23 protein-coding genes are annotated in these 23,771 nt (G+C 59.2%); 8 read left to right on the forward strand and 15 right to left on the reverse strand.

The genetic code is table 11. The features are described from left to right. Window positions 1-26 precede the first annotated feature (26 nt). Window positions 27-1,511 carry an MATE family efflux transporter gene (locus tag MW046_RS03890; protein WP_247994258.1) on the forward strand — a complete coding sequence of 495 codons (1,485 nt, stop codon included), beginning with the start codon at window positions 27-29 and terminating at the stop codon, window positions 1,509-1,511. Window positions 1,512-1,528: 17 nt separating this feature from the next. On the opposite strand, the gene MW046_RS03895 is transcribed toward MW046_RS03890, so the two are convergent. Then, window positions 1,529-2,263, reverse strand: a complete 735-nt coding sequence (locus MW046_RS03895) for a hypothetical protein (RefSeq protein WP_247994259.1) — start codon at window positions 2,261-2,263, stop codon at window positions 1,529-1,531. Window positions 2,264-2,420: 157 nt separating this feature from the next. On the opposite strand from MW046_RS03895, the gene MW046_RS03900 reads away from it, so the two are divergent. From MW046_RS03900 to rimI, 3 genes are all read left to right on the forward strand, one after another. Continuing rightward, entirely contained in the window at window positions 2,421-2,948 is a 528-nt protein-coding gene (locus tag MW046_RS03900; RefSeq protein WP_247994260.1) for a CDP-2,3-bis-(O-geranylgeranyl)-sn-glycerol synthase, read from the forward strand. A 201-nt stretch (window positions 2,949-3,149) separates the two neighbouring features. Beyond that, window positions 3,150-5,126: an aconitate hydratase gene (locus MW046_RS03905; protein ID WP_247994261.1), complete on the forward strand. Its 1,977-nt coding sequence runs from the start codon at window positions 3,150-3,152 to the stop codon at window positions 5,124-5,126. A gap of 30 nt (window positions 5,127-5,156) precedes the next feature. After that, window positions 5,157-5,648: a ribosomal protein S18-alanine N-acetyltransferase gene (gene rimI / locus MW046_RS03910; RefSeq protein ID WP_247994262.1), complete on the forward strand. Its 492-nt coding sequence runs from the start codon at window positions 5,157-5,159 to the stop codon at window positions 5,646-5,648. A gap of 262 nt (window positions 5,649-5,910) precedes the next feature. Here rimI and gdhB read toward each other — a convergent pair whose 3' ends face one another. Beyond that, the gene (gdhB, locus tag MW046_RS03915) at window positions 5,911-7,140 is read right to left on the reverse strand and encodes a glutamate dehydrogenase GdhB (protein ID WP_247994802.1); all 1,230 of its coding nucleotides are present in this window, start codon (window positions 7,138-7,140) and stop codon (window positions 5,911-5,913) included. A 310-nt stretch (window positions 7,141-7,450) separates the two neighbouring features. Here gdhB and MW046_RS03920 point away from each other — a divergent pair, with 310 nt between their 5' ends. The 4 genes from MW046_RS03920 (at window position 7,451) to MW046_RS03935 (ending at window position 9,523) form a co-directional block, all read left to right on the forward strand. Continuing rightward, on the forward strand, window positions 7,451-7,855 hold the full coding sequence (locus MW046_RS03920) for a DUF5810 domain-containing protein (RefSeq protein ID WP_247994263.1): 405 nt from the start codon (window positions 7,451-7,453) through the stop codon (window positions 7,853-7,855). A 171-nt stretch (window positions 7,856-8,026) separates the two neighbouring features. Next, window positions 8,027-8,452 (forward strand): DUF5809 family protein, encoded by a 426-nt coding sequence (locus tag MW046_RS03925; protein ID WP_247994264.1) that lies wholly within the window; start codon window positions 8,027-8,029, stop codon window positions 8,450-8,452. After that, entirely contained in the window at window positions 8,445-9,065 is a 621-nt protein-coding gene (locus MW046_RS03930; RefSeq protein WP_247994265.1) for an NUDIX hydrolase, read from the forward strand. The genes MW046_RS03925 and MW046_RS03930 overlap by 8 nt, the downstream gene beginning before the upstream one ends. Before the next feature lie 113 nt (window positions 9,066-9,178). Next, window positions 9,179-9,523, forward strand: a complete 345-nt coding sequence (locus MW046_RS03935) for a rhodanese-like domain-containing protein (protein WP_247994266.1) — start codon at window positions 9,179-9,181, stop codon at window positions 9,521-9,523. A 39-nt stretch (window positions 9,524-9,562) separates the two neighbouring features. On the opposite strand, the gene yciH is transcribed toward MW046_RS03935, so the two are convergent. From yciH to MW046_RS04000, 13 genes are all read right to left on the reverse strand, one after another. Next, a complete protein-coding gene (gene yciH / locus MW046_RS03940; protein ID WP_247994267.1) occupies window positions 9,563-9,856 on the reverse strand; it encodes a stress response translation initiation inhibitor YciH in 294 nt (97 codons plus the stop codon). Between the two features lie 88 nt (window positions 9,857-9,944). Then, window positions 9,945-12,107, reverse strand: coding sequence for a transglutaminase TgpA family protein (locus MW046_RS03945; RefSeq protein WP_247994268.1), 2,163 nt, complete (start codon window positions 12,105-12,107; stop codon window positions 9,945-9,947). After that, complete coding sequence (locus MW046_RS03950; protein WP_247994269.1) at window positions 12,104-13,123, reverse strand: DUF58 domain-containing protein; 1,020 nt, start codon at window positions 13,121-13,123, stop codon at window positions 12,104-12,106. The genes MW046_RS03945 and MW046_RS03950 overlap by 4 nt, the downstream gene beginning before the upstream one ends. Continuing rightward, a complete protein-coding gene (locus tag MW046_RS03955; RefSeq protein WP_247994270.1) occupies window positions 13,120-14,064 on the reverse strand; it encodes an AAA family ATPase in 945 nt (314 codons plus the stop codon). The genes MW046_RS03950 and MW046_RS03955 overlap by 4 nt, the downstream gene beginning before the upstream one ends. A gap of 84 nt (window positions 14,065-14,148) precedes the next feature. Beyond that, a complete protein-coding gene (locus MW046_RS03960) occupies window positions 14,149-15,282 on the reverse strand; it encodes a hypothetical protein (protein ID WP_247994271.1) in 1,134 nt (377 codons plus the stop codon). After that, a complete protein-coding gene (locus tag MW046_RS03965; RefSeq protein ID WP_247994272.1) occupies window positions 15,279-15,761 on the reverse strand; it encodes a DUF6114 domain-containing protein in 483 nt (160 codons plus the stop codon). The genes MW046_RS03960 and MW046_RS03965 overlap by 4 nt, the downstream gene beginning before the upstream one ends. 48 nt (window positions 15,762-15,809) lie before the next feature. Then, window positions 15,810-16,457 (reverse strand): DUF6230 family protein, encoded by a 648-nt coding sequence (locus tag MW046_RS03970; protein ID WP_247994273.1) that lies wholly within the window; start codon window positions 16,455-16,457, stop codon window positions 15,810-15,812. A gap of 351 nt (window positions 16,458-16,808) precedes the next feature. Further along, entirely contained in the window at window positions 16,809-17,348 is a 540-nt protein-coding gene (locus MW046_RS03975; RefSeq protein ID WP_247994274.1) for a hypothetical protein, read from the reverse strand. Window positions 17,349-17,461: 113 nt separating this feature from the next. Further along, complete coding sequence (locus MW046_RS03980) at window positions 17,462-17,935, reverse strand: hypothetical protein (RefSeq protein ID WP_247994275.1); 474 nt, start codon at window positions 17,933-17,935, stop codon at window positions 17,462-17,464. A gap of 63 nt (window positions 17,936-17,998) precedes the next feature. Further along, a complete protein-coding gene (locus tag MW046_RS03985) occupies window positions 17,999-20,422 on the reverse strand; it encodes a DEAD/DEAH box helicase (RefSeq protein ID WP_247994276.1) in 2,424 nt (807 codons plus the stop codon). A gap of 56 nt (window positions 20,423-20,478) precedes the next feature. Then, a complete protein-coding gene (locus MW046_RS03990) occupies window positions 20,479-21,066 on the reverse strand; it encodes a diacylglycerol/polyprenol kinase family protein (protein ID WP_247994277.1) in 588 nt (195 codons plus the stop codon). Window positions 21,067-21,069: 3 nt separating this feature from the next. Then, the gene (gene glyS, locus MW046_RS03995; RefSeq protein WP_247994278.1) at window positions 21,070-22,776 is read right to left on the reverse strand and encodes a glycine--tRNA ligase; all 1,707 of its coding nucleotides are present in this window, start codon (window positions 22,774-22,776) and stop codon (window positions 21,070-21,072) included. Then, window positions 22,773-23,621: a CBS domain-containing protein gene (locus tag MW046_RS04000; RefSeq protein ID WP_247994279.1), complete on the reverse strand. Its 849-nt coding sequence runs from the start codon at window positions 23,619-23,621 to the stop codon at window positions 22,773-22,775. The genes glyS and MW046_RS04000 overlap by 4 nt, the downstream gene beginning before the upstream one ends. Window positions 23,622-23,771: the final 150 nt, after the last annotated feature.

Below are 23,771 nucleotides of genomic sequence, written 5' to 3' on the forward strand. Positions count from 1 at the left end.
AGTGTCACTGCTCTTAGGAGGCTTCGATGAGTATCGGATCGACAGTGCTTTCGACGTTCCGACAGCGGCTTCGGTCGGTGCTCGCTCGCTATCCGAAACTGCTGGCACGGTTCGGGCTGGTCGACCGACAGAAAGGCATGGAAGCGTTCGATCTCGCGGTGCCGGTAATGGTCAGCGGTGGGATGCGAACCGTGCTCCGAATGACCGACTTTTTCATGGTGAGCCTCGCGCTGGGTGATGCAGCCGTTGCGGGACTCGAACTCGGCTTTCAGTATTATTTTATCGGCTTCGGTCTCGCGCTTGGGCTGTCGAGTGGCACGATCAGCCTCGTATCCCGGTGTATCGGCGCGGGAGAGCGAGCGGACGCGGATTTCGCCATCAAGCAGTCGCTCTGGCTCGCGCTTTTGATCACCGTTCCGCTGACGCTGCTTACGTGGCTGTTCAGTGAGGGTATGATCGAACTGTTGACCGACGATCCCCAGACGATCCAGCTTGGAAGCACTTACCTCCGGATCGTGATGCTCTCGGTGTCGTTCCGGTTCTGGAGCATGATCGCCGCCCGGGCACTCCAAGGGGCAGGGGATACGCGCACCCCGATGTACATCCGTCTGATATCGATCCCGGTCAACATCGGTTTGAACACCGTGTTGATCTTCGGGGCCGGACCGTTCCCACAGTTGGGTATCGCGGGTGCGGCGTGGGGAACGACGATCGCAAATACGCTCGCTGCGGTCATTTTCGCTGCCGTGTTGATTTCCGGAGCGTACTCCGTTCGGTTTCGAATCGGCGGCAAGCAGTGGGACACGGAGATCGTCAAAGAACTCATCCGCGTCGGCTATCCCCTCGCCGGAATGCAGTTGATCAAAACACTCGGGCGCTTTCCGTTCTTGCTCATTCTATCGACGATCGGGACGCCGGTGGTCGCTGCGTACGCCATCGGCCGACGCATCATGTTGTTGGCACTGATGCCCGCGTGGGGCTACTCGACGGCCGCGAGCACGCTCGTCGGTCAGAGCATCGGGACTGGAAACGAGACCGATGCGACGCGGTATGGCTGGCAAACCCTTCGGATCGCGATCGTAACACAGGTGTTGATCGGCGGGGTGCTCGTGGTGCTCTCGCCCCAGATCGTCCGCCTGTTCAACGCTGGCTCACCGGAGCTTGCTGTCGCTTTCGTCCGGGTGTTCGGTCTCGGCGTGGTGGCGTTCAGTATCTCGCGCACCATGCGGGGCGGTCTCCGTGGCGCTGGAGATACGCTCTGGCCCCTGTATGGGACCGTACTGGGAACGGGGCTACGGGTTCCGATCGCAGCCCTCGGGCTGCCGACCGGCGTGGCGCTGACGTCGATCGCAGACTGGACCCTCACACCCGGTATGGGGTTCGGTCTTGGAGCCATCTACGTAGCGATCCTCCTCGACATGTACAGCCGGGCCGGCATCAACCTGTTTCGGTTCTCGACTGGGCAGTGGAAAGCCGTGGCGCGACAGTCCGCCGTCGGTAGCGATGACTGAACGGACACTCCGGACGCTCACAGCGTTCCTTGGCTAGCGCTTGCCCCACTGGTCACAGTGAGTTCGTACTCCTTTTCGAGCTGGTGGAGATCACACACCCCAGCGACCGAGATCGTATCCCCGTAGCCACCGCTCCAGTTGAGCGCGAACGCACCGTTTTTCCCAGTGCTGGTCTCGTCTGGATCCGGCTGAACGCGCCCGGCAGGTAGTGGTCGATGCGCCCGAGAGAGGGACGGATCGGCAAGCTCGATCCGAACGGGTGCCTCGTCAGGACTGACGCTCGTGGACGGGCTGTACGAATCGAGAACACCGCCTTCGATATCGACGCCGACTGACAGAGTGGTGAGCGTGGTGTTGCCAACGCCATCATCGGGTTGTGTCGGCGTCGCACCAGTCCACAGCCAGAGCCGATGCCGTCGTTCCCGTCGGTTTACCCGCTCGTCGGACGTTCGAACACGATACAGAACACCAACGACGTCGATCGAGACGTGTATCCCCTCTTCGTCGGCGTCCGTGCCGAGCGCCCATCGATCGCGCCCCGAATCGACGAACGTGAGCCGAGAAACATCGGTCGGACGCTTGGTTTCGGGGGTCCCCCAGACACCGTGTGATTCGTAGCGGTCATGGGTTCGATCGACGTACGCACGGAAGTCACTCGCCGCCTGTCCCGAATCGGAACCGGAAATCGATAACGTTCGTGAATCCGACGCGCTGCGTAGCAGTCCGTCCAAACAGCCGGAACCAGCAGTCATACCGGCAGCTCCGACTGCCAGAAGCACACGCCGGCGGGAGTACGACCGAGGCATATCCATCCAGTGAAAGATAGAGGAACAAACAGCTTTCGAGAGCGGGTTCGGCGTCGTCACGGATCTAGTGTAGTTTAAGTTCGGGACCCCCCGCGTTGGGAGTATGCTTGAGGTGATCGTGATTGCGTTCTGGTCGATGTTGCCAGCGTACATCCCGAACAACGCGGCGGTGCTGTTTGGTGGCGGTCGTCCGATCGATGGTGGGCGGACCTACAACGGTCGCCGACTGCTCGGAGACGGAAAGACGTGGCAAGGGACGGTTGCCGGAACGCTGGCGGGAACCGTCGTTGCGCTCGTACTCAACGTGCTTTCCACGCAGCTTTCGGTGGATCTCCCGACGTTTCCGGCGACGGCTGTTCTTACACTCCCAGCGGGTGCGATGATGGGCGACATCGCCGCATCACTGATAAAACGCCGGATCGGACGCGATCGTGGGACTGCGGTACCGGGCCTCGACCAGTTGGACTTCGTGGTAGGTGCGCTTTTCCTCACAGCGATCGTCGCCCCCGCATGGTTCAGCGACACGTTCACCGTTCCCGTGATACTCGTCGTCGTGATTCTCACACCCCTACTCCATCTCGGTCTGAACGTGATCGCCTACAGATTCGACTGGAAAGACGAACCGTACTGAACGCCAACGACAGCCATCGCGTCAAGATACTGTGAGTGATGATGACAGTAAGCACGCAAAAAGCTGTAGCTTGATAAATTTAATACTCGTTAATGATCGATCGGCAGAGAACGGGGCTGAATCGCCGATTTTGGGGGTAAAAGCGCAAAAGGAGCCGAACACGTGTCGTTTATACCCGTGGACGGTGGACGTACGAATGATATGGGACAGACGCTCACTGAGAAAATTCTCGACGATCATCTCGTCGAAGGGGAACTAGAGACCGGCGAGGAGATCGGGATCGAAATCGATCAGGTACTCACACAGGATACGACGGGGACGCTCGTCTGGCTCCAGTTCGAGGCGCTGGGGTTGGATGAGGTCCAGACGGAACTCGCAGCGCAGTACTGCGACCACCAGACGTACCAGTTCGACTTTAAGAACACCGATGACCACCGGTTCCTCCGGTCGGCGGCCGGGACGTTCGGTGCGCACTTCTCCCGACCGGGCAACGGTATCTGCCATCAGGTGCACAAAGAGCACTTCGCCGCGCCCGGGAAGACGCTGCTCGGATCGGACTCACACACCCCGACACCGGGCGGTCTCGGTCAACTCGCTATCGGCTCCGGCGGGCTTGACGTGGCTGTCGCCATGGGTGGCGGTCCCTACTACATCGAGATGCCGGAAGTCGTCAACGTCCGACTTGAGGGAGAGCTGCCCGAGTGGGCGACCGCGAAAGACGTCATCCTCGAGATGCTCCGGAAGCTGTCGGTCAAAGGCGGCGTCGGGAAAATCTTCGAGTACACCGGACCGGGCGTGGAAACGCTGTCGGTTCCCGAGCGGACGACGATCACCAACATGGGAACGGAACTGGGAGCGACGAGTTCCCTGTTCCCGACCGACGAACGGACCGAGGAGTTCCTCTCCCGACTCGACCGCGAGGACGTCCACGTCGATCTCCAGCCGGATGATGACGCCGAGTACGACGACGAGGTCGTCATCGACCTCTCCGAACTCGAACCGCTCATCGCCACGCCGTCGATGCCGGACAACGTCGTGCCCGTCCGCGAGGTCGCAGGGACGGACGTCGAGCAGGTCATCATCGGCTCCTGTACCAACGGTGCCTACGAGGACATCCTTCCCTCGGCGAAGATGCTCGAAGGCCGCCAGATCGACCGTAAGACCGAGATGATCGTCGCACCCGGCTCCAAACAAGCTTCGGAGATGCTCGCCCGCGAGGGGTGGACTGCGGAGATGATGGCCGCCGGTGTCAACTTCTCGGAAGCGACGTGTGGAGCGTGTATCGGCATCGGTCACGTTCCGGCGTCGGATTCGGTCAGTCTGCGGACGTTCAATCGGAACTTCGAGGGTCGCTCGGGCATCGAAGACGACTCGGTGTATCTCTGCTCTCCGGAGGTCGCCACCGCCGCGGCACTCAAAGGGGAAATCGTCGATCCGCGCGATCTCGCGGACGATCTCGGAGATCTCGACGCACCCGGCCTTGAGATGCCTGATGAGTACGACGGGTCCACGACTGACCTCATCGCGCCCGACGAAGCCGTTGACGACGGTCTCGTGAAAGGACCGAACATCGGCGACGTACCGCTCAAGGATGCGCTCGAAGCCGATCTCGAAGGTCCGGCGCTGTTGAAGATGGACGACAACATCACGACTGACCACATCATTCCGGCGACCCAGGACATCCTGATGTACCGGTCGAACATCCCGAAGCTCAGCGAGTTCACGCTCTCGCGGGTAGATGAGTCGTTCGCCCAGCGCGCGCTGGACACCGACGGCGGGTTCCTCGTCGCCGGGGAGAACTACGGTCAAGGTTCCTCCCGAGAGCACGCGGCGTTGTGCCCGATGTACCTCGGTATCGAGGGCGTACTTGCCCAGAGCTTCGCTCGGATCCACAAGGCGAACCTGTTCAACTTCGGTCTCTTGCCGCTCTCCATCGACGAGGCGGACTACCAGCAGATCGAACAGGGCGACGACATCGAGATCGTCGACGACGTTGACGAAGCCGTCCGGTCGGGCCAAGAGGAGTTCACCGTTCGGGTCAACGGCGACTGGGAACTCACTGCCACGCTGGACGCTTCCGAGCGCGAGCGCGAGATCCTCGCCGACGGTGGCAAACTCCCACACACGCGCAAACAGTACGACGCCGGCGCGAGCGACGCAACGCCTGCTGACGACTGATCGTCGCTGTCGTCGAGTGTCGTAGCTTCTATGCTACCACGCGGCGTACTGAGTGGCGTGACGACGACCGTTTCAGGAACCGAATTCGCTATCCGCGACGCCGAGCGCTCGGATCTTCTCGCAGTTTTTCGTATCGAGAAGGCCTCATTTCCCCAACCGTGGCCGTTTCAGGCGTTCGAGCGGTTTCTCGATGCACCGGGGTTTCTCGTGGCCGAACGGGGCGGAACGATCGTCGGCTACGTCGTCGCTGATTCGGTGCCAAACCACGGGCGGGCGATCGGGCACGTGAAAGATTTCGCCGTCCATCCCGACCACCGAGGCGTGGGCATCGGGACGTCGCTGCTCCAACGGACGCTCGCGGAGTTGGCGATGCAGGGAGTACACATCGTCAAACTGGAAGTCCGGGAGACGAACGACGCGGCGATCAGCCTGTACCGCCAACTCGGCTTTACCCACCGGCGAACCGTCCCACGATACTACGCCAACGGAGAAGACGCGTTGATCATGGTGTATGAGGCGTAGTGAGCCGTATCAGTCCGTTTCGAGCGTCTACTGAACACCAGCTAGTACTGGTCAGGAGGCTTCTAATGTTCAGCATCTTCCTACGTGTCTCATCGCGTATCTCACGGTCGAGATCATCGACGATCCCGTCGATCGTGACGGTTTCTGCCCGAACACGTGCGCTCGAACCGTCACGAAGTCACGTCAACGGAAATCGAAGTTGTCCCTTCTCCAGCAACTTACAGAGCGATGTGCGAGTTCCGAGACCCTCGTCTTCATCATCTCACGGCCACAGCCCACGGTATTCGTGTGCTTCGACGATGCGTTGGAGGCCCACGACGTAGGTTGCATCGCGCCAAGAGATGTCCTCATCGAGTTCGTAGGTTTCCGTGACGTTGTCCCACGCGGACAGCATTTCGGACTCAAGCGTCTCGTTGACGCGTTCGAGCGACCATCCCTGTCGGTTGATGTCCTGGAGCCATTCGAAGTACGAGACGGTGACGCCGCCAGCGTTGGCGAGGATGTCGGGAATGACGGGGATCCCCCGACGCTCGAAGATCACGTCTGCCGTCGAGGTCGTCGGGCCGTTTGCGCCTTCAACGATCATCGAGGCGTTGACATCGTTGGCGTTCGCCTCGGTCAGTACATTACCGATCGCGGCCGGAATGAGAACGTCCACGTCCAGCGTGAGCAGTTCCTCGTTCGAAAGCTGCTGGGCACTGGACACCCCCATCACGGCCGTCGGATCATCGCCGTGTGCTTGGATCGCTTTCGGATCCAACCCGTCGGGGTCGTACACTGCCCCGTTGACGTCGCTGACAGCGACGACGTTCGCCCCCCACTCATCGAGGAGCACAGCGGCGTTTCCGCCGACGCTACCAAAGCCCTGCACGGCTACCGTCGTCTCCGAAAGCGATCGATCGTAGTACTCACACGCCTCGCGGGTGATGAGGGCAACGCTTCGTCCGGGGGCTGTTTCACGCCCGTAGGAGCCGCCGATGACCGGGGGTTTTCCCGTGACGACACCCGGGGTGGTTTCGTCTTCTTGCATCGAATACGCGTCCATGAGCCACCCCATCGTTTCGGCGTCGGTCCCCATATCCGGTGCCGGAATGTCTTGCATCGGCCCGATCACATCCCGAAGCTCCTGTGTGAACCGGCGGGTCAGACGCTCTTTTTCCCCATCAGACAATGAGTTCGGATCGACGACGACACCGCCTTTCGCACCACCGAAGGGAAGATCCATCACGGCACATTTCCACGTCATCCACATCGCAAGCCCGATACACTCCTCTTCGGTCACATCAGGATGGTATCGGAGACCGCCTTTGAACGGACCACGGACCGAATCGTGTTGGGCGCGGTAGCCGGTAAAGACCTCGACAGTCCCGTCGTCGCGTTCGAGCGGGACTGAAACCCGTTCGACCCGTTGGGGATATTTGAGCCGTTCGACCACGTTGGGATCGATCTCTAACAGCGTTCCTGCTCGTTCGAGCTGCCGTCGAGCCGTCATTAGCGCCGATTCCGATTCCGTTTGCTCGGATCGTTCTCGCGTGACGGATGCACCTGTTGCCACTGTTAGACACCCTTATTGTCCGCAGGAACCACGTCAGTCGTTAGCCACTGTCCTCTCGGACCGCTCATCGCAGTCATTGTCGTGGGTAGTACGCGGATCAATATAATATTAATCCATATATGCTATATTAACACAACTGCTCGTACCACGCTGGTACGACACAATGTAATATGGACCGTGTTATCCGAGGCGTGCTTGCGACCGTCGTCTCACAACTGCTTTCTGGCCAGCGCGGATAATCGTCTGTATGGGCTATGAGTGTCCCGTCTGTGGAATACCACAGTCCGACGGCGGACATCTAGCGAATCACATGGCGTTCACCGCGTTGGTTCACGAGGACGACCACGAGGCGTGGCTCGACAAAACGGTTCCCGAGTGGTCGGAGATGGGCGAAGCCGAGTTAGCCGAGGTGCTCATCGAACAGGCAGCAACCGCCGACTTTCCGCAGGTGTTCGAGGATACGACGACTGAAGGCGGGCACCACGAGCACGACCACGAACGATCGGGCGCGTTGTTCGATGATGAAGTCGAACCCACTCAGGGACAGCACCGCCAACGAATCGACTCGCCTGCCCTAGATGGAGATGCACAAGCCGTATTAGAAGAGGCCCGCCGGCTGACGGAAGCGAGATTGAACGATGAAGAGGAGTGAACAGTTCGCACAAAACGAGGAGCCGTCTCGGGGACCCATCACGGGAAATCCCTGATTTCCCGTATTCAGCGATTTTCGGAGCAATGTGCGAAACTCCAAGGCTCTTGGCCTGCTCTGCCCGTCGAACCAAACAAGTGGTGTATTAACCGTTCGTCCCAACTACCCCGTAGTATGCATTCGGAGGGACTGTTTGCTCCATCGACGGCTGGGGCCGCCCGTCAACGGTACGAGGAGTTGGGTCCGGCGTCTCAAACCGTCGTTCGAGAAGTTGCGAAGTCGATGGCGTTCGACCGCGAGGAGTACGACGAGCGCGTTACCACGTCCGTCGTGATGACAGCGCATGATGCGCTGTTTGCATCGTTGCTCGAGGTCACTGTCGGGACGCGCGAGGAGTTCGACGATTGGTGTGAGGAACGAACGTACGAGATAGAACTCGCAGGCAGCGAATCGGTCGATCACGTCGTCTGGCATCCCGTCGCGTTCGCTGAGACCGTCGTCGGAGCGACGTTCCAGTCGGAAGAAACGGCTGCGATCGGAACGCTCCGACGCCAAGCGTTCGGTCGTCATTATCGAGAGCTTCTGAGAAACGATGCGTGAAACAGAGCCTTCACTCCCCGACGGCTGGCGGCGGATCGAATCGGTCACCGAATACGAAACAGGGTGGTACACCGGCGGGTACGATCGCCTTGAACAGCCCGATGGTACCGAAAAGAGCTACTACTGGGCAGCGCTGCCGCCTGCCGTCGTCGTCGTCGCTCGAGACGAATCGGAACTGGTGATGGTCGAACAGTACCGCCCACCGATCGAACGGCTCTGTCTCGAGTTGCCCGCTGGCATCGTAGATGTTGAGGATCATCCCGAAGCAGGCGAGCCCGTCGACACGCCGGGGGGTCTCTCACCCACCGCAGACGTTCCGCCCGCCGTGTATGAAACCGCAGGTCGACGCGAACTCCGTGAGGAGACAGGGACCGATCCCAACGAGATCGTTTTCCTCGAAGAAGTGTGGATCGCAACCGGGCTCCTCACCCACCGCCGGGGGTACGTCTTCGCAACCGATCTCGAGCCAGCAGATCGTGATCTCGACGCCAACGAGTTCATCACGGTCAAACGCGTTTCCGTCGACGATGCGCTAACAGTGGCACGAACCGATCCTACCACCGATGCGACGCTCGAAGGACTGTTGTTGGCCGATCAGGATGGACTGCTGTGACGGTTCTGCCCGACAGCACCGGGGGCTCGGTCACTCGTCGTATTTTTACGGAGGTGTCATCGGCGCGGGCACGTAACCCACAGTATATCAGTTTTCGGCGGATTAATCGGGATATGGACGCGGAGATCACCGCAGAGGAACTGAAGTCGGTACTCGAAGCCGATGACGACGTTCAGATCGTTGATATCCGTCCCCCGGCTGCGTTCGAACGCGGTCACATCCCGGGGAGCGACAATATTCCGTTCGAAGAACTACCACAGCGTGTTGAGGAACTCGACAGCGAAACCCGGATCGTCACGGTCTGTCCACTCGGAAAATCGTCGATACAAGCCGCACGGCTCATCGCATCCTACGAAGGGGTGAGCGACACGACCGTCGAGAGTCTCGCCGGTGGACTCGACGGATGGGAGTACGCGCTCACCGAAAGCATCGACGACGAGGCAAACGCCCCGTTTTGAATCGACTGCTCTCGAAACGACGTTACAGAAGAGAGTACGCTAGGCCACGTTGAATCCCTGTTTACGGAGGAAGTCCTCAACTCGACCGCTATGGTTTCCTTGGAGTTCGATTGATCCGTCCTCAACCGTCCCGCCACATGCGAACTTCGACTTGAGGTCCGACGATAGCGAATCCATGTCAACATCCCGCGGATCGAACCCTTCGATGACCGTTACCTCTTTTCCGTATCGGCGCTCGTCGATGTGGATCGTGATCTCCTGGGACTCTTTGGCGACGTCTTCACAGACGCAGAGTTCCTGGGGCAATCCACACGTCGAGCAGACTTCCGACATTACAAACGGGACTACTCGATGGGCCTATTAAACACTGTCGACCGTTCATCCCGATTTTGGCTTCATACACCCCTGACGGGGGTGATAGTTATACGATCGAATGTTTTTTTACTCGTTGGTTGACGATCTCGACTGCTTCGTCAGCGAGGGATTGTGATGGATCGCCGGCGTACACGGCCTGTTCGTAGATTTCCGCCACGCGTCGATCATCCTGTCCACCCACTTCAAGCACGTACTGCCGTCTAGTCTCACCGGATCGTCGTGGCCGGTGTTCGTGCTCAAGGAGGTACTCCAGCCGATCGAACGCACGTTCGATATCACGTTCGGGATCGGCGCGTGGTTGGCGACGGAGCCACACTGCGCGATACGCCCGCTCTGTAACGTCGTTCCGACGTATCGTCGCAATGGCCCCGAGTGCCACGATCGTTCCGAACACGGTTTGTTCCCACGTCGGAAGTGAAATCCCGTTATCGTCTGCAGAACTGATCGAGTCGGTGCGATCCGAATCCGGATGGGTGTCCTGATCGGTGGTGTTCACAGGCGTCGTTGTCGTGTCAGACCGGTTCACGGGCGTCTGTGTGGACGACGTATTCGACGCCGTTCGGTTCCGGTCGGTTCGCTGGTCGGTTGGGGATGGCGTCTGTGTCCCATCATCGACGTCCCCAGAATTCGCGGCATTGACGGCGTCTTGTTCGGCTTGCTCGCGTGGAGCAGCTGGCGTCGGATCGAACTGTACCCACCCATGATCGGGGAAATACACCTCAACCCATGCGTGTGAATCGAGCCCCCGGACGGTCCACCTGTTTCCGTCGGCGGATTCGCCCGGTGCGTATCCGACCGCGAGCCGGGCTGGAATCCCTTGGGTACGTAACATCGTGACCATCGTCGTGGCGAAGTGGGTGCAGTAGCCCCGCTCCATCTCGAACAGGAACGAGTTGGCGACGTGTTCGTCCGGGCGTTGTACGTTGAGCGAGTAGTTCCAATTCTCTTGTAGGTGATGTTCAATGACCCGGGCTGTGTCGTAGCTGTTGTCGGCATTTTCAGTTACGGTACTAGTGTATGCGTCGACTTGGTCTGGGGTGCTGTCGGGGAGTTGCGTGTACCGTTGTCGGATATCGCCGGGGTATTCGTTGCTCGCGTTACGAAGCGCCGCCGGATCGGTCTGCAGTACGGCGCTGGTAACGGTGTATGTATCGCCCGCAGCGAGTCGTTCGGACGGTTGTAATCCATCGAACCCCGTCACTCGTGGCGATCGATTCTCAACAGAGATCGGCTTCCACGCCGCCGGCATGGTCGAAATCGGGGCTTTGACTCGAACCCGTTGGCGAACAGCGTCCGTCGTTCCCGGCGGTTTCGAGAGTTTCCCCTCGTACGCTCGGTCGTTGGCCGTCCGTACCCAGCCTGTGCCGGTGTACCGGTCGTAAGCACCGACACGCCAGTACGCCTTCTGATCGCTTTCGATCGAAAACCGAACTGCCGGATCAAGGCTGATCGATCCCTGGATCGAGAGCTGTGAACCAGCTCGGGTGAGACTGCCTTCGACCGTTTGTGCCCGATCTCCGTTCGATCTGTCGAGTATCGGACTGCTTTCCCCGCCCGGAACGACGCTTACAGACGCCGTGAGTACGACGATCACCGCAAGTACGATGACGAGCGCGTCTGCCCCGGAGAGAGCGGTGTTGTGGCGCGCGAGGTCCCCGAATCCGATCGCCGCTGTCGCTCCGAGCACACCGATGAGACCGATCGTCGCGGTCACATCACCGGTGAGTATCAAAAATCCAAGCGCCAGACAGCCGACGAATGTTGCCCAGCTGTAGCGGTGTCGTGCGGTGAAATACGCCGTGAGAAACGTCGGAACGGGAGCGACGGCTGTCGCCCAAACGCCCGCATTGATGATCTGGAAGATCGACAGTCCCGTGAGCAACGCCACGATATCCGTCCGGAGTGCATCGAGCGAGATAATGATCGAATAGCCGTTCGGTATCGTCGACACGTACAACATGGTTCCCCCGGCCACGAGCACACCGACACAGAGAGACGCGATCACCGGCCCCGCAAACCGACCGAGGAGGAGTCCGGCGACGGCGGCTCCACCGACGAACAGGAAAAACAGGTTTGGATCCCCATCGATATCGACCGCACGGTACAACACCCAGAGGTAGGCAACGCTCAACACCGTCAGGGCGACCAGCGAACACAGCCACGGCCACGGTATCCGATCGCGGATGCGCCTGTCAGTAGCGGTCGTCACGGGTTCCCCTCCAGCTTCGTGTTCACTGCGGGAACCGCCGGTTCGTTCGGTCGGCGTTTGGGTCGTCCATGGTCGGTCAGCTGATCGAACGAAACTCGGTTGTCCTCGATCTCGACGATCGCGCGGCCGCGCTCACCGCGTACGTACACGTCGGCCGATTCGATGCGAGCAGTCGGAACACGCCCCGGTGTGGCTCTTGCGAGAAATTCGAGGACCGACTGTCGACTGTCGATCTCCGTGCGTTCGAGGTGACCGTTAGGAACCGTCAGCTCCACGTTGATACCGCGTTCGAACAGAAAACAAACGATGCTCGCGGCCGCACGCGCCATCTCGTCGGCGTTGGTCTCTCCTCCGATCGATTCAGCGACGACCGAAACACTGGTCTCACCGCTACGCATGTGCTCTATGACGAAGAGCTGTTGCTGTTTGGCACTCGTCTTCCAATGGACGTTGCGAAGCGATTCACCCGGCGTGTACTCTCGAAGCCGCTGGAACTCCTGTCGTTCGATCGCTCCGTGTGCCTCTGTGAGTGAAGTGAACATCTCCGTCGCGGTGAGCCGCCGGATATCCGGATAGACGAGAAGCGGTTCGAAATCGGTGTACTGGTACCGTTCGGTGACCAGCCCGAGCGGATCACACACTGTAACCGAGAGTGGTCCGACCGAGTGGATGCCTCGCTGAGTGAGTGTCACGTCGTACTCGACCGCCCCGTCGTCGCTGACGTGCTCTTCGATGGTTGCCGGACTGACACCGTCGATCCGGTCCGTGATCGTCGCCCGTACGTTCGTCTCGATCCGAAGCCCGATCGTGCGGGTGTCTCCTGCCACTCCCGGCTCGGTGCTCGTCCGGTCGACCGCCGGTCGATCGGTCAGTGTGACCTGACCGATGGCAAACGCGAGCACGGCAAGCGCCGGGACGACGACGACATCGAGCGAACGGGCACCGAACGATGTCCCGAGTAGCACCCCGGCGATGGCAGTGGCTACGACCACAACCCCACGACGTGTCAAATTCATATATCGACAGATTCGAGCGCACCCATGACGATAGATGCAGATGTATCATCACCCGGTGTAGTTCTAATCCGGTGGGTGAACGTTGTCCGTGTTTCCTGTTGGACGTCTTCGGGTGTCACGTACTCCCGTTGATCGAGCACCGCTCGGGCTTGGGCCGCATGGAGGAGTGCGACCGCGCCCCGTGGACTCACCCCCAACTGTGCATGCTCTCGCGTGTATCGTGCGAGACGGGTGACGTACTGCCGGATGGCGTCCTCGACTCGGACGTTCGAGACAGCGAGTTGGGCCGTGTGTATGTCCTCAATGGAGACGACTGCAGACAACGATTCGATCGGATGCTCGCCAGTGACCCGTCCCAACAGCTCGGTCTCATCCTGTTCGTCGGGATACCCCAGATGGAGACGTTTCATGAAGCGATCGATCTCGGCTAACGGAAGCGAGTACGTCCGGTCTTCCTCGACGGAGTTCTGGGTTGCGATGACGGTAAAGGGCGACGGAACCGGATGCGTTTCGCCGTCAACAGTGACTTGCCCTTCATCCATCGCCTCCAACAGCGCCGTCTGTGTTTTGGGGGGTGCGCGATTGATCTCGTCGCCAAGAATCACGTTCGCAAAGATCGGTCCATCGCGGAACTCGAACTCCTGTGTTTTCTGATTGAACACGTTCGCACCTGTGATGTCGCTCGGGAGGAGATCCGGCGTGAACTGGATCCGTTTGAACCGGCCATCGATCGACCGGGCGAGCGAGCGGGCGAGCATCGTCTTTCCCACACCCGGGATATCTTCGAGTAGAACGTTTCCCCCCGCCAACACCGATGTGACGAGATGCTCTACCGCTTCGTGTTGCCCGACGATCACCTGCTCTATGTTTTCGATCACGCGCCGCGCCACCGCTTGGGCGCGCTCGATATCCATCGTTTCAGCAGTGATGTTGTCCGTCATTGATCCTATGTACGTCTAGGGATTCTCACGAACACACATACGCTTTCTCAGGAGCCCGTGAACGGAGTAGAATACAGTTGCCGGTTAGCCGAACAACGGTCCCAGAATTCCAGACAGTATTCCGTCTTCCTCGTCATCGGTCGGCGTCGGCAGGGGAGTTCCGTTCGGAACGGAAGGTGATTCTGTCACAGCTTCCGGCTCATCCGACGCAGTAACGTTCCGGTCGGTCCGGTCGTGCTTGGTGGTTCGAGCCACGCTTGATGTCGACTCAGTCCGAGCCTCGTTTCCCTGACTGAAAATCCACGAGTCCGATTCCGTTGTGGTCGGCGCCGTCGTGTCGCTGGTCTCTGATTCTACCGGCGTGGTCTCGTCAGTGGTGTTGGTCAGCGTCTCATTGGTGGTGTTCGTGGTGTTGGTCAGTGTCTCATTGGTGGTGTTCGTGGTGTTGGTCAGTGTCTCATTAGTCGTGTTCGTGGCGTTGGTCAGCGTCTCATTGGTGGTGTTCGTGGTGTTGGTCAGCGTCTCATTAGTCGTGTTCGTGGCGTTGGTCAGCGTCTCATTAGTCGTGTTCGTGGTGTTGGTCAGCGTCTCGTTGGTGTCATTCGTTTCAGTAGAGTTGTTGATCCCGAGTTCGGATCGGGAGGTGTTCGTCTCCGAAAGGACCTCCGAGAGTTCCGGACCATTGACGCTCGGTGGCTCACCACCGGACGAAATCGAAAGTCCCTCGGTTTCTAAGTTGTCGACGCCAAGCCAGTAGGCTTTGAGCGTCGTCGGCAACGGATTCGGAACCCCAGGCGGTAGACAAATGCCGAGCGTCGCCAGCGTGTTGACCAGCGGGTTCTCACCGTTCGTGTACAAGACGAGATCCCCGCTCACGTCTCCTGATGGGAAACTGATATGTGACTCGACGCTTCCCTCCTTCCCGAGATAAATATCAACATCCTTCAACGTCGAATCAGAGACTGTGACCTTGTTCACGTCGGATTCGATCTTCTCGGCACATATCTGTCCTCCATCTGCTATATTCGGATGGATCGCACCCGTTCGAACCGTGAACGTCGCGCGATCATCGACACCATCGGGCGATTCTTGGGCCGACGTGACGAACACGAGACTCCCACTCGTGACGAGCAACAGCGAGAACACACACGCGAGCGCAGCACGAAACGTTCCAACCGATCGAACTCGTCGTTTGAGCCTGTCTATCGACATTTTCATCGCCACTTGTTCACAAGCCCGGAAACACCCATGTCCTCCGAGTCCTCGTCGTTTGAGTCTGCGTCCTCACTGGTGTTCCAGCTAAACGGACTGTTCTCTTCGACCAGATCCGAATCCCACGCAATACAGAGATTCGATCCGATGAGCGAGAGTATCATTCCAATGAGCAATCCCCCGAGAGTCCCCAACAAGGAAGTAAACGAAAACACGACACCGGCGTAACCGAGTATCGTCGAGTATTCCGGTCTCGTCAAAGAAAATACCCCGATCAAGAAGATAAACGAAGCGTTCACTAGCCCGATGTAGGCGACCGTGTTGCCTCCAATGAAAATCGTGTCCTTTGCGATGAACATCGGCACATAGAACATGAACACGCTCCCCAGAAGCAGGAACACGCCACCGAGCACCGGACGACGCTGTCGCCACTGTTCGAACTGTTGTCGTCGGTCGCTCATGAATCCATAGTTTGCATTTGTCATGGTCGCTGGGATACCATCTCTCTAACAGAGGTTGGTAGGCCCTACCAACTACTCGTTGTACTGGCCGTCACCGTCTTCGTCGTACTGGACCTCGAGGCTCAACCCAGGAATGCTGATCGAACTGGATGCGAGGTAGTGCGCCTTGATGTTAGCGCCCTCTAGCTTTTGAGCCGGACCGTCGTCGCTGATGTCGACGATCTTCCCGTTCTGAAGCTTGTCCTGATTCTGCGATGCATCACCCGACCAGATGCCGAACTGGTCCGATGGGTTGTTCGAGTTGGACTCGTCAATGACCTGCTGGTTGAACTCCGCGGTGTCGGCTTCGATGTTACTCACTTTGACCATCTGCTGATCTGCTGTCACGGTGTCACTCGAGGTCATCACGACCCGAGCGCTACCGCTGAGACCAGGCACCGCATCCACGTCGAGCGACTTCATGAGCTTCATCCCGTCGATTTTGACGTCTTTCTGTTCGATCACCGCCATCGGATAGGCGTCCTGATTACTGGTGTCATCGACTCCAGGGTAGATGTACGCCGACTCAGCGGTGAGCTGGTCTGCCTGAATCGTGAATCCCCCGATACCGGCGAGTGGAACGGCATAGGCCGAACCCGTAGAAATGACGAGCACCGCGATCACTGCCAGTACTACGATCGATACACCCATTCCCTTTCCAAACGTGCGCTTGTTGTACATGGTTGTTAATGTCGTGCGTGCAAGGTCGGTCGATGGGGGGAAGCCGTATATAATCACCGAAACTAACACGTCTCGTAGCGGCTACTTCATCTCTCCTGAACACACGACAGTTTACAGACGGCTTCCCGAACGATCGAATCCCCGTATGACCCACTGTCTTCCGTATCCATCGACCCGACCGTTGTTTCTATGTCACTCAGTTAGACGTTTTACCCGGACATACTGGGCTATTTAATACTATGATCGATCATTGTATTTCGTGATAGATCAGCGTCTTCGCGTAGATCCTCTTGAGGACCCGTTGCTCGGGGAAGACGGTCGTCGAAACGAATCGTAGTTCAGAACCGATTCTCACCGTTCCATGGCGAGACCGTACACGAGACCCATCATTCCGCCGTAGGTCATCCACGCGAACAGCGAAACGAGTCCCAGCGCTGGTAGCGCGCTCGGTCCGCCGATGAAGACGAGCCACAGTTGGACGAACACACCGAAGAAGACGATGCCGACGAGGAGTCCGTAAATCTGTCCGAGCGCGAACAGCGTCACGCCGAGCGCGGACACGTTGAGAAGCGGAACGAGCACTTTCTGTAACAGCGAACTGTTGCGTGACAGCATGATGATCCGAGTGACGAACGCGTTGATCGATCCCGAAATGAACGCGAGAAACGGAAATGCGAGCAGAACGCTGTAGACGAACAACATCCCTGCACCGGCCAGTAGCGTCGGTCTTCCGACGGTCGCTCCGAGCAGTTCGAGCGCTTCGAGATCCCCCAAGTGAAGGATGACGTTCGCTTGCAGCGCGCCGAACAGGCTCCCCCCAATGATGGCTTCGATATCCCCGATATCGATGTCGGTCTCGATCGCAAACAACGAACGGATGGTACGTTCCATACTCTCGCCCGTTCCTGCACTCATAAAAACTTCTTGTGGGAATAAGAGGGTCGTTTATTACGTGCGATGATGAGGGAATAACGACGGTGTGGGATCGATGTTCGAACGAGTGCTCAGCGCCTGAACGCCACGTTGATGAGCGTCCGTAGCAGGCCGCCAACCACGCTGCCGATGATGCTGTCGACAAGGATGAACGCCGCGATACCCAGCCCGATGTACAGCGGGGCAAGAGGACCCGCACCGTTGAATACGGGGCTCACAATACCGAACAGTTCCTGAAGCAACGTCGGGGGTTCGGTGTACAGGCCCATCAACACACCGGTGAGCATGACGACCGCTCCACCGGCGATTCCCGCGAAAATGCCCGCGAAAATGCCGTGGAGCCAGCCGCGTGGGCCACCAACCATGTACGCGGCGACGAAGCCCGCGACGACGCCACCACCCACGTAGTTGAGCACCGGTACCAACATCGCGCTCATGTTGATGAGAATTCCGAGTACAGCGCCCACTACCACCGCTTGTTTGTCGATCGAAAGATCGATCGCGGCGAACCGCGTTCCGGATGCCGTCGTGTTATTCCCACTCATACACCATCATATTGTTCAATATCATAATAAACCCTCGGGGTCCGAGGCTCATAGACAGGACGATCAGGCGTACTCGCTTCCGACGACCTCTCTGATCCGCTCGGCGGTCACGTCGCCGACGCCCGAGACGGAGGTTAGCTCCTCGGCTGACGCGCTCATCACCGCTTCGACGCTCCCGAACTGTTCGAGTAGCGCCGTGGCCGTCACGGGGCCGACTTCTGCGATGGCGCTGACGACGTACTCCTGTTGTTCGGGAAGTGTTTTCGTGCTTTTCTCGCCGTGTACGCTCACGGTGCGGTCGGTGTCCTCCTGTTCGCGTCGTGCGATGGTTTCCAACAGATCAGCCGTCCCCGTTTCGTCTCGGGTGTACAACACGCTGATTCCGAAGTCGACGGCGAGCGACGCCAGCGCGCCACGGATCGCGTTCGGGTGAACGTTACGCCGCTCGAACAGCGCCCCTTGCTCGCCTTCGAGGATCAGGATCGGTCTGGCGTAGCTTCGAGCGGCGTCCCGGATCTGCTCGAACAGCGACCGGTCGCTTTCGACGATCGTATCGAGGAAATCGTCCACTGACTTGCGCTCGACCACCACGCGGTCGGACAGGACGTAATCACCGACATCGAGCGTTTCGAGCCGGGTTGTGAGACCTTCGCGGGTCGAAAGGTCCCGAGCGATCGTTGCATCCAGTTCTCGCTGGTCGATCACGATTTCGACGGTGCTCCCGTCGGTGGGACTGACAATCGATGCAGCATCGTCGTCCGGTGTGGATGTGGTTTTCGATGTGGTGGATTCGGATTCGTCACCTCCATCCATCGTGAACGACTCCAGGTCGGACTGTCCGGATGTTTCGGTCACTGACTCTTCCGGTTCCGTCGGGGGAGTCCCGAGCTCGTCTCGAAGCTCCCCGACGACGTCTTTGAGCGAGCGAAGCTCCTCTTCCATCCGCTTTTCCTCGCGTCTCGAGATCCAGAAAAACGCTTCGTCCCGCGTGTCTTCGGCCAACAAAACGACCACGTGCCCTTCCCGCCCGCGGCCGGTTCGACCCTTACGCTGGATGGACCGGATCCCCTTGGGGACTGGTTCGTAAAACAACACGAGATCGACTTCCGGGACGTCTAACCCCTCCTCTGCGACGGACGTAGAGACGAGCACCTCGAACGCTCCGTTTCGGAACGCATCCAGCGTTTCCTGCTGTTCGGTTTGTGTCATACCGTCAGAACCATCGGTGTCGCTTTGGCCGACGAATTTCTGGGTTTCAAAATGTTCAGAAAAGAAGTCGGTCAGCGTTTCGGCGGTGTCGCGTGATTCGGTGAAAACGATCACCCGCTCGCCGTCGTCGATACCGAGCGTTTGCGCCAGCAGGATGCGCGCCCGTCGAAACTTCGGATGGAGGTCGTCGTAGGATTCGGCGCGTTTCATCGCAGCTTGCACGTCCGGATCGCTGACGAACCTCTGTGCAGCTTTAGAAGCACCGGACGAACGCGCTCCGTTGCGCTGGCGATCGAAATACCGTCGCAGCGACTCGACACTCTGCGTTTCGACCAGCTCGACTGCCCGCCTGAGCCGCATGATCTCGGCGTGAGCGGACATTCCCTCGTAGCCTTCGGATTTGTCGGCATCGATGAGCCGTTGGAGTTTCGCTCGGATCTCGTTGAGTTCCCGTTGGGCCAGTTCCGGACTGGTCGTTTCGGTCACCCCGAGAGATCGTAGTCGCTGGAGTCGGTCCTCGATGACGCCGTTCAGCAGATCGCGGATCTCGACGACCTCCTCGGGAAGTTCGATCCGTTCCCACTCGACTTCCGTTTGATAAGTGAACGCGCCCACGTCCGCGTCGTCTTCAGTCATCACCTCAACCGTCGTGAGACCCAAGTTCGAACAGACAGTGAGGATCTCTTCTTTGTCGCCGCCGGGGGAGGCACTCATCCCCGTCACGAGCGGATCGGTGGCGTCCGCATGGTATCGCTCGGCGATGTAGTTGTACGCGTAATCGCCGGTTGCGCGATGACACTCATCGAAGGTGAGATGGACAACGTCGGAGAGATCGATCCGATCGCCGATCAGATCGTTTTCGATCACTTGCGGCGTCGCAACCACGACACGCGCTCGGTCCCAGAGATCGATCCGATCCTCTGGCGCGACTGCTCCTGTGAAGACGACGATCTCCTCTTCGGGAATCGAGAGCGCCTCCCGATAAAACGACGCGTGCTGTGAGACCAACGGCTTCGTCGGTGCGAGCAGCAACGACACGGGTGTCCGATTGGACGTCGCCGAATCGTCATTTCCGGATCGGGCGAACGCAGACAGCCGATACGCGGTCACGAGGAGGCTCACAGTCGTCTTGCCCAGTCCAGTCGGAAGACAGACGAGCGTGTGCTGGGTGTGGGCCGTGTCGGCCAGTTGCAGTTGGTACTCTCGGCGTTCGAGGAGACCCGGCGTCAACAGTGGATGATCGAGATCGAGATCGGATTCCTCATCAACAGCCGCCATCAGCGTAATGCTGTCGTCTCCGGCGCATAAGCGTTCCCCTGAGAGGTGAGCGATATTCAGAGACCGACTGATGGCACCGTTTCGAGGAGCTGTTGACCGGCAATGATCGAAACCGCGGCAGCCGGCGGGATGGTGAGGTTGTCATCGATCACGTAGCCAGCGATGACCGGCTTTGCCCCGTCGGCGACGGTCGCGGCGAACGCCCCACAAATCGCCGGAACTGGATGCACGAACGGGAGTGCGATGAGCGTACAGATGACGAACATCGTTGCCAACACACGGAATGGTTTCATCGTCAACCCACCTCCGGAGCCGAGCACCCCGATCACGGGATCGGCAATCATGAGCAACAGGAGGGCCGGAATGGCCACTTCCGGACGGATGGTCAGCACGACGACGGTGGTGCCGATCATGTACAGCGCGTAGGCTGCGACGTGATCACGCTCGTACGCTCGAGTGAGCGTATCGAAGATCTGCCACTGGAGGAGTCCGCTCAGCCGGAGTCCTTCGAGAACGAACGCACACAGCGTACAGAGGACGAACAGCACTTGCACGTGCTCCCACGTGATGAGTCCCCCCAGATACGAAAAGGGAATCACGACGCCAGATGCGTGCACGAGCCGTCGTTGGATCTCGGGATGCATCTACTATGAAGTGACGATGCGTGATCTGAGGTGGGAACGCAGTTCGTCGACAGCCACCCGGTCTTGTTCGGTCGAATCCCGTTCGCGGACGGTAACAGTGTCGTCTTCGAGTGATTCGTAATCCACAGTGATGCAGTAGGGCGTACCGATCTCGTCCTGGCGGCGGTACCGCCGACCGATCGCTCCCGAATCATCGTAGTTCACAGTGAATCCGTCCGATCGGAGCCGCTCGACGATCTCTTGGGCACGCTCGGCCATCCCATCTTTTGTCATCAACGGGAACACACCCACTGTCGTCGGTGCGATGTCGGGCTGTAGCGCGAGTGAGGTTCGTGGCTCGTCGTCGATCTCATCCTCTCGGTAGGCGTGTGCTAACACGGTGTAGATCAGTCGATCGATACCGAACGACGGCTCGATGACGTGAGGTGTGATGTGCTCACCGGATTCTGTCACCTCCTCGACGGCAAAGCCTGTCACGTCGATAGGGATCGTACGGTCGTCGCCGTCGACCGTGACGGTCACAGTCTCGCCTTCGAACGCGTCGGGGTCGGTCTCGGCGAGTCGCTGTAGCTCCTCGGCGATGTCGCTGGCCTCACTGCCGAACTCGGGCCCGAGCACGCTCATGTCCGGATCGACAGTCGGCCGTTCGACGGTGATCGGTTCATCGTACTGTTTGAACACGGTGAACTCCTCGTCGGCGTACTCGTCGTGTTTGGACAAGTCGTACGACCCCCGGTAGGCAAAGCCGGTAAGTTCGATCCAGTTGCCGTCGACCTCGACTTCGGCGTCCCAACAGTCCGAGGAGTAGTGTGAGAGCTCCTCGGGCTGGTGTTGGCGGTACCGGAACCGGCTCATGTCGACGCCAACTCGCTCGTACCACTCGGCCGCCACGCCTAGATAGTACGCGATCCAGTCGTTGACGATGCCCGTCTCGACCGCAGTGGCGACCGTCATCATCTCGACATCTCCGTCTTCCGCTTGGGCTGCCGCGGAGTACAACGGCAGTTCCACGTCGGCGACCCCCGCCAACGGCGGCTCGTCGGTTTCTGGATCGATGAAATGCTCTAGTTCGGCCTGTGTCAACTCCCGCACTCGAACGATCGATCGCCGTGGACTGATCTCGTTTCTGTACGCCCGTCCGATCTGACCCACGCCAAAGGGAAGCTGATTGCGCGCGTACTCTTTCAGTTGGGGAAATTCCACGAAGATCCCTTGGGCTGTTTCCGGCCGAAGATAGCCCGGCGAAGCGGAACCGGGGCCGATGTTCGTCCCGAACATCAGGTTGAACGCCGACACCTCGATGCCGGCGAGTGACTCTCCACAGTTCGGACAGTGGAGATCCCGCTCGGCGATGAGCTCTTCGACAGCTGAAAGGGACATGCCTTCGGCGTCGTCGATGTCGGTCTCGTCTTCGACGAGGTGGTCTGCGCGATGGCTCTCTCCACACGATGGGCACTCGATGATCATGTCGTCGAACGTATCGAGGTGTCCAGAGGCTTCGAAGACACTTTCGGGCATGACTGTCGGTGCGTCGATTTCCATGTGGCCTTCTCTCGTGAGGAACTGTTCGCGCCACGATTCGATCAGGTTGCGCTTCAGCGCCGCCCCCTGAGGACCGTACACGTAGAATCCGGCCGTACCGCCGTAAGCGCCGCTCGCTGGGAAGAAAAAGCCTCGACGCTTTGCGAGTTCGACAAGTCGTTCGCTCATACTGCGTGAAGGAGGTCCATATCCTGGACGATGCCGAGTAGTTCACCGCCGCTCATCAGCGGGATCTGTTCGATGTCGTGACGGACCATGAGTTGTGCGGCATCGCGTGCGGTCTGAGTACGCGAGACCGTGATGAGATCATCGCTCATGTAATCGGCGACCGTGCCATCGGGAAACTCCACGTTCCGAGTTGGGTAGTAACGGTTACCGACCGTCTTGATTCCTTCCCACATCCACTCGTCGTCGTCGCCCGCCATTGCGCCACCGGTGTCGTCTTCACCCTCGACTATTTCGGCCACTGCGATCAGATCCGCATCGGTGAGAATGCCGACGGGGTCTGCCTCGTCGTCGATGACGACCGCGTACGGCGTGTCAGCGTACCGCAGTTCTTGCTCTGCGACGCGCAACGGTGATCCGCTGTAAATCCCGTTTACCGACCGCGTCGCCAGCTCCGAAACCGAACGCTCACCGTCGGCAGCCCCTTCGGCAATGGCTCCGATGACGTCTGTGATCGTGACGATGCCGTTCAATCCGCCACCGTTGACGACCGGAACACGGCGTGCACCGGTATCGATCATCAGCTCCGCCAACGATTCCAAACTCGCGTCCGACGACGTGGTCGGGCCTTCCTCCACCAACAGCGCGAGCTGATCTTCGTCGGGATTTTCGATCAGTGCCTCACGGGAGATCAACCCGCGAAACGCCTCGTCACCGTTCTCCTCTTTGACCACCGCAACGGATGAAAACTCGCGCTTGCGGAGGTGTTCGAGCGCAGCATCGCGCGATCCTGGAAGCGACACCGTAACCAGTTCTTCACGCGGTGTCATCGCGTCTGTTACGTCCATATCGAACTGGTCGCCGCGGGACTACAAAGACCTTACACACTTTCGCTAAATCGTTGGCGTTATCCACTCATCCCTGAATGCCGTTCGAAACCCGTCGAACCAGATGGCGCAAAAGCAGGTTCTCCGAGCAGAGGATCGAACACGTGTGTA

Source organism: Halocatena salina, assembly GCF_023115355.1.
Taxonomy (GTDB): domain Archaea; phylum Halobacteriota; class Halobacteria; order Halobacteriales; family Haloarculaceae; genus Halocatena; species Halocatena salina.

Excerpts from the sequence above, each read along its gene's own strand:
- gdhB (WP_247994802.1), bottom strand. The coding sequence starts at position 7,140 with ATGACGGCTCGACGGCAGCTCGAACGAGCAGGAACGCTGTTAGAGATC.
- MW046_RS03980 (WP_247994275.1), bottom strand. The coding sequence starts at position 17,935 with ATGAGTGGGAATAACACGACGGCATCCGGAACGCGGTTCGCCGCGATC.
- MW046_RS03920 (WP_247994263.1), top strand. The coding sequence starts at position 7,451 with ATGGGCTATGAGTGTCCCGTCTGTGGAATACCACAGTCCGACGGCGGA.
- MW046_RS04000 (WP_247994279.1), bottom strand. The coding sequence starts at position 23,621 with ATGGACGTAACAGACGCGATGACACCGCGTGAAGAACTGGTTACGGTG.
- MW046_RS03970 (WP_247994273.1), bottom strand. The coding sequence starts at position 16,457 with ATGTACAACAAGCGCACGTTTGGAAAGGGAATGGGTGTATCGATCGTA.
- MW046_RS03985 (WP_247994276.1), bottom strand. The coding sequence starts at position 20,422 with ATGGCGGCTGTTGATGAGGAATCCGATCTCGATCTCGATCATCCACTG.
- MW046_RS03955 (WP_247994270.1), bottom strand. The coding sequence starts at position 14,064 with ATGACGGACAACATCACTGCTGAAACGATGGATATCGAGCGCGCCCAA.
- glyS (WP_247994278.1), bottom strand. The coding sequence starts at position 22,776 with ATGAGCGAACGACTTGTCGAACTCGCAAAGCGTCGAGGCTTTTTCTTC.
- MW046_RS03925 (WP_247994264.1), top strand. The coding sequence starts at position 8,027 with ATGCATTCGGAGGGACTGTTTGCTCCATCGACGGCTGGGGCCGCCCGT.
- MW046_RS03890 (WP_247994258.1), top strand. The coding sequence starts at position 27 with ATGAGTATCGGATCGACAGTGCTTTCGACGTTCCGACAGCGGCTTCGG.
- rimI (WP_247994262.1), top strand. The coding sequence starts at position 5,157 with ATGCTACCACGCGGCGTACTGAGTGGCGTGACGACGACCGTTTCAGGA.
- MW046_RS03895 (WP_247994259.1), bottom strand. The coding sequence starts at position 2,263 with ATGACTGCTGGTTCCGGCTGTTTGGACGGACTGCTACGCAGCGCGTCG.
- MW046_RS03900 (WP_247994260.1), top strand. The coding sequence starts at position 2,421 with ATGCTTGAGGTGATCGTGATTGCGTTCTGGTCGATGTTGCCAGCGTAC.
- MW046_RS03975 (WP_247994274.1), bottom strand. The coding sequence starts at position 17,348 with ATGGAACGTACCATCCGTTCGTTGTTTGCGATCGAGACCGACATCGAT.
- yciH (WP_247994267.1), bottom strand. The coding sequence starts at position 9,856 with ATGTCGGAAGTCTGCTCGACGTGTGGATTGCCCCAGGAACTCTGCGTC.
- MW046_RS03965 (WP_247994272.1), bottom strand. The coding sequence starts at position 15,761 with ATGACAAATGCAAACTATGGATTCATGAGCGACCGACGACAACAGTTC.
- MW046_RS03950 (WP_247994269.1), bottom strand. The coding sequence starts at position 13,123 with ATGAATTTGACACGTCGTGGGGTTGTGGTCGTAGCCACTGCCATCGCC.
- MW046_RS03930 (WP_247994265.1), top strand. The coding sequence starts at position 8,445 with ATGCGTGAAACAGAGCCTTCACTCCCCGACGGCTGGCGGCGGATCGAA.
- MW046_RS03905 (WP_247994261.1), top strand. The coding sequence starts at position 3,150 with ATGGGACAGACGCTCACTGAGAAAATTCTCGACGATCATCTCGTCGAA.
- MW046_RS03935 (WP_247994266.1), top strand. The coding sequence starts at position 9,179 with ATGGACGCGGAGATCACCGCAGAGGAACTGAAGTCGGTACTCGAAGCC.
- MW046_RS03990 (WP_247994277.1), bottom strand. The coding sequence starts at position 21,066 with ATGCATCCCGAGATCCAACGACGGCTCGTGCACGCATCTGGCGTCGTG.
- MW046_RS03960 (WP_247994271.1), bottom strand. The coding sequence starts at position 15,282 with ATGAAAATGTCGATAGACAGGCTCAAACGACGAGTTCGATCGGTTGGA.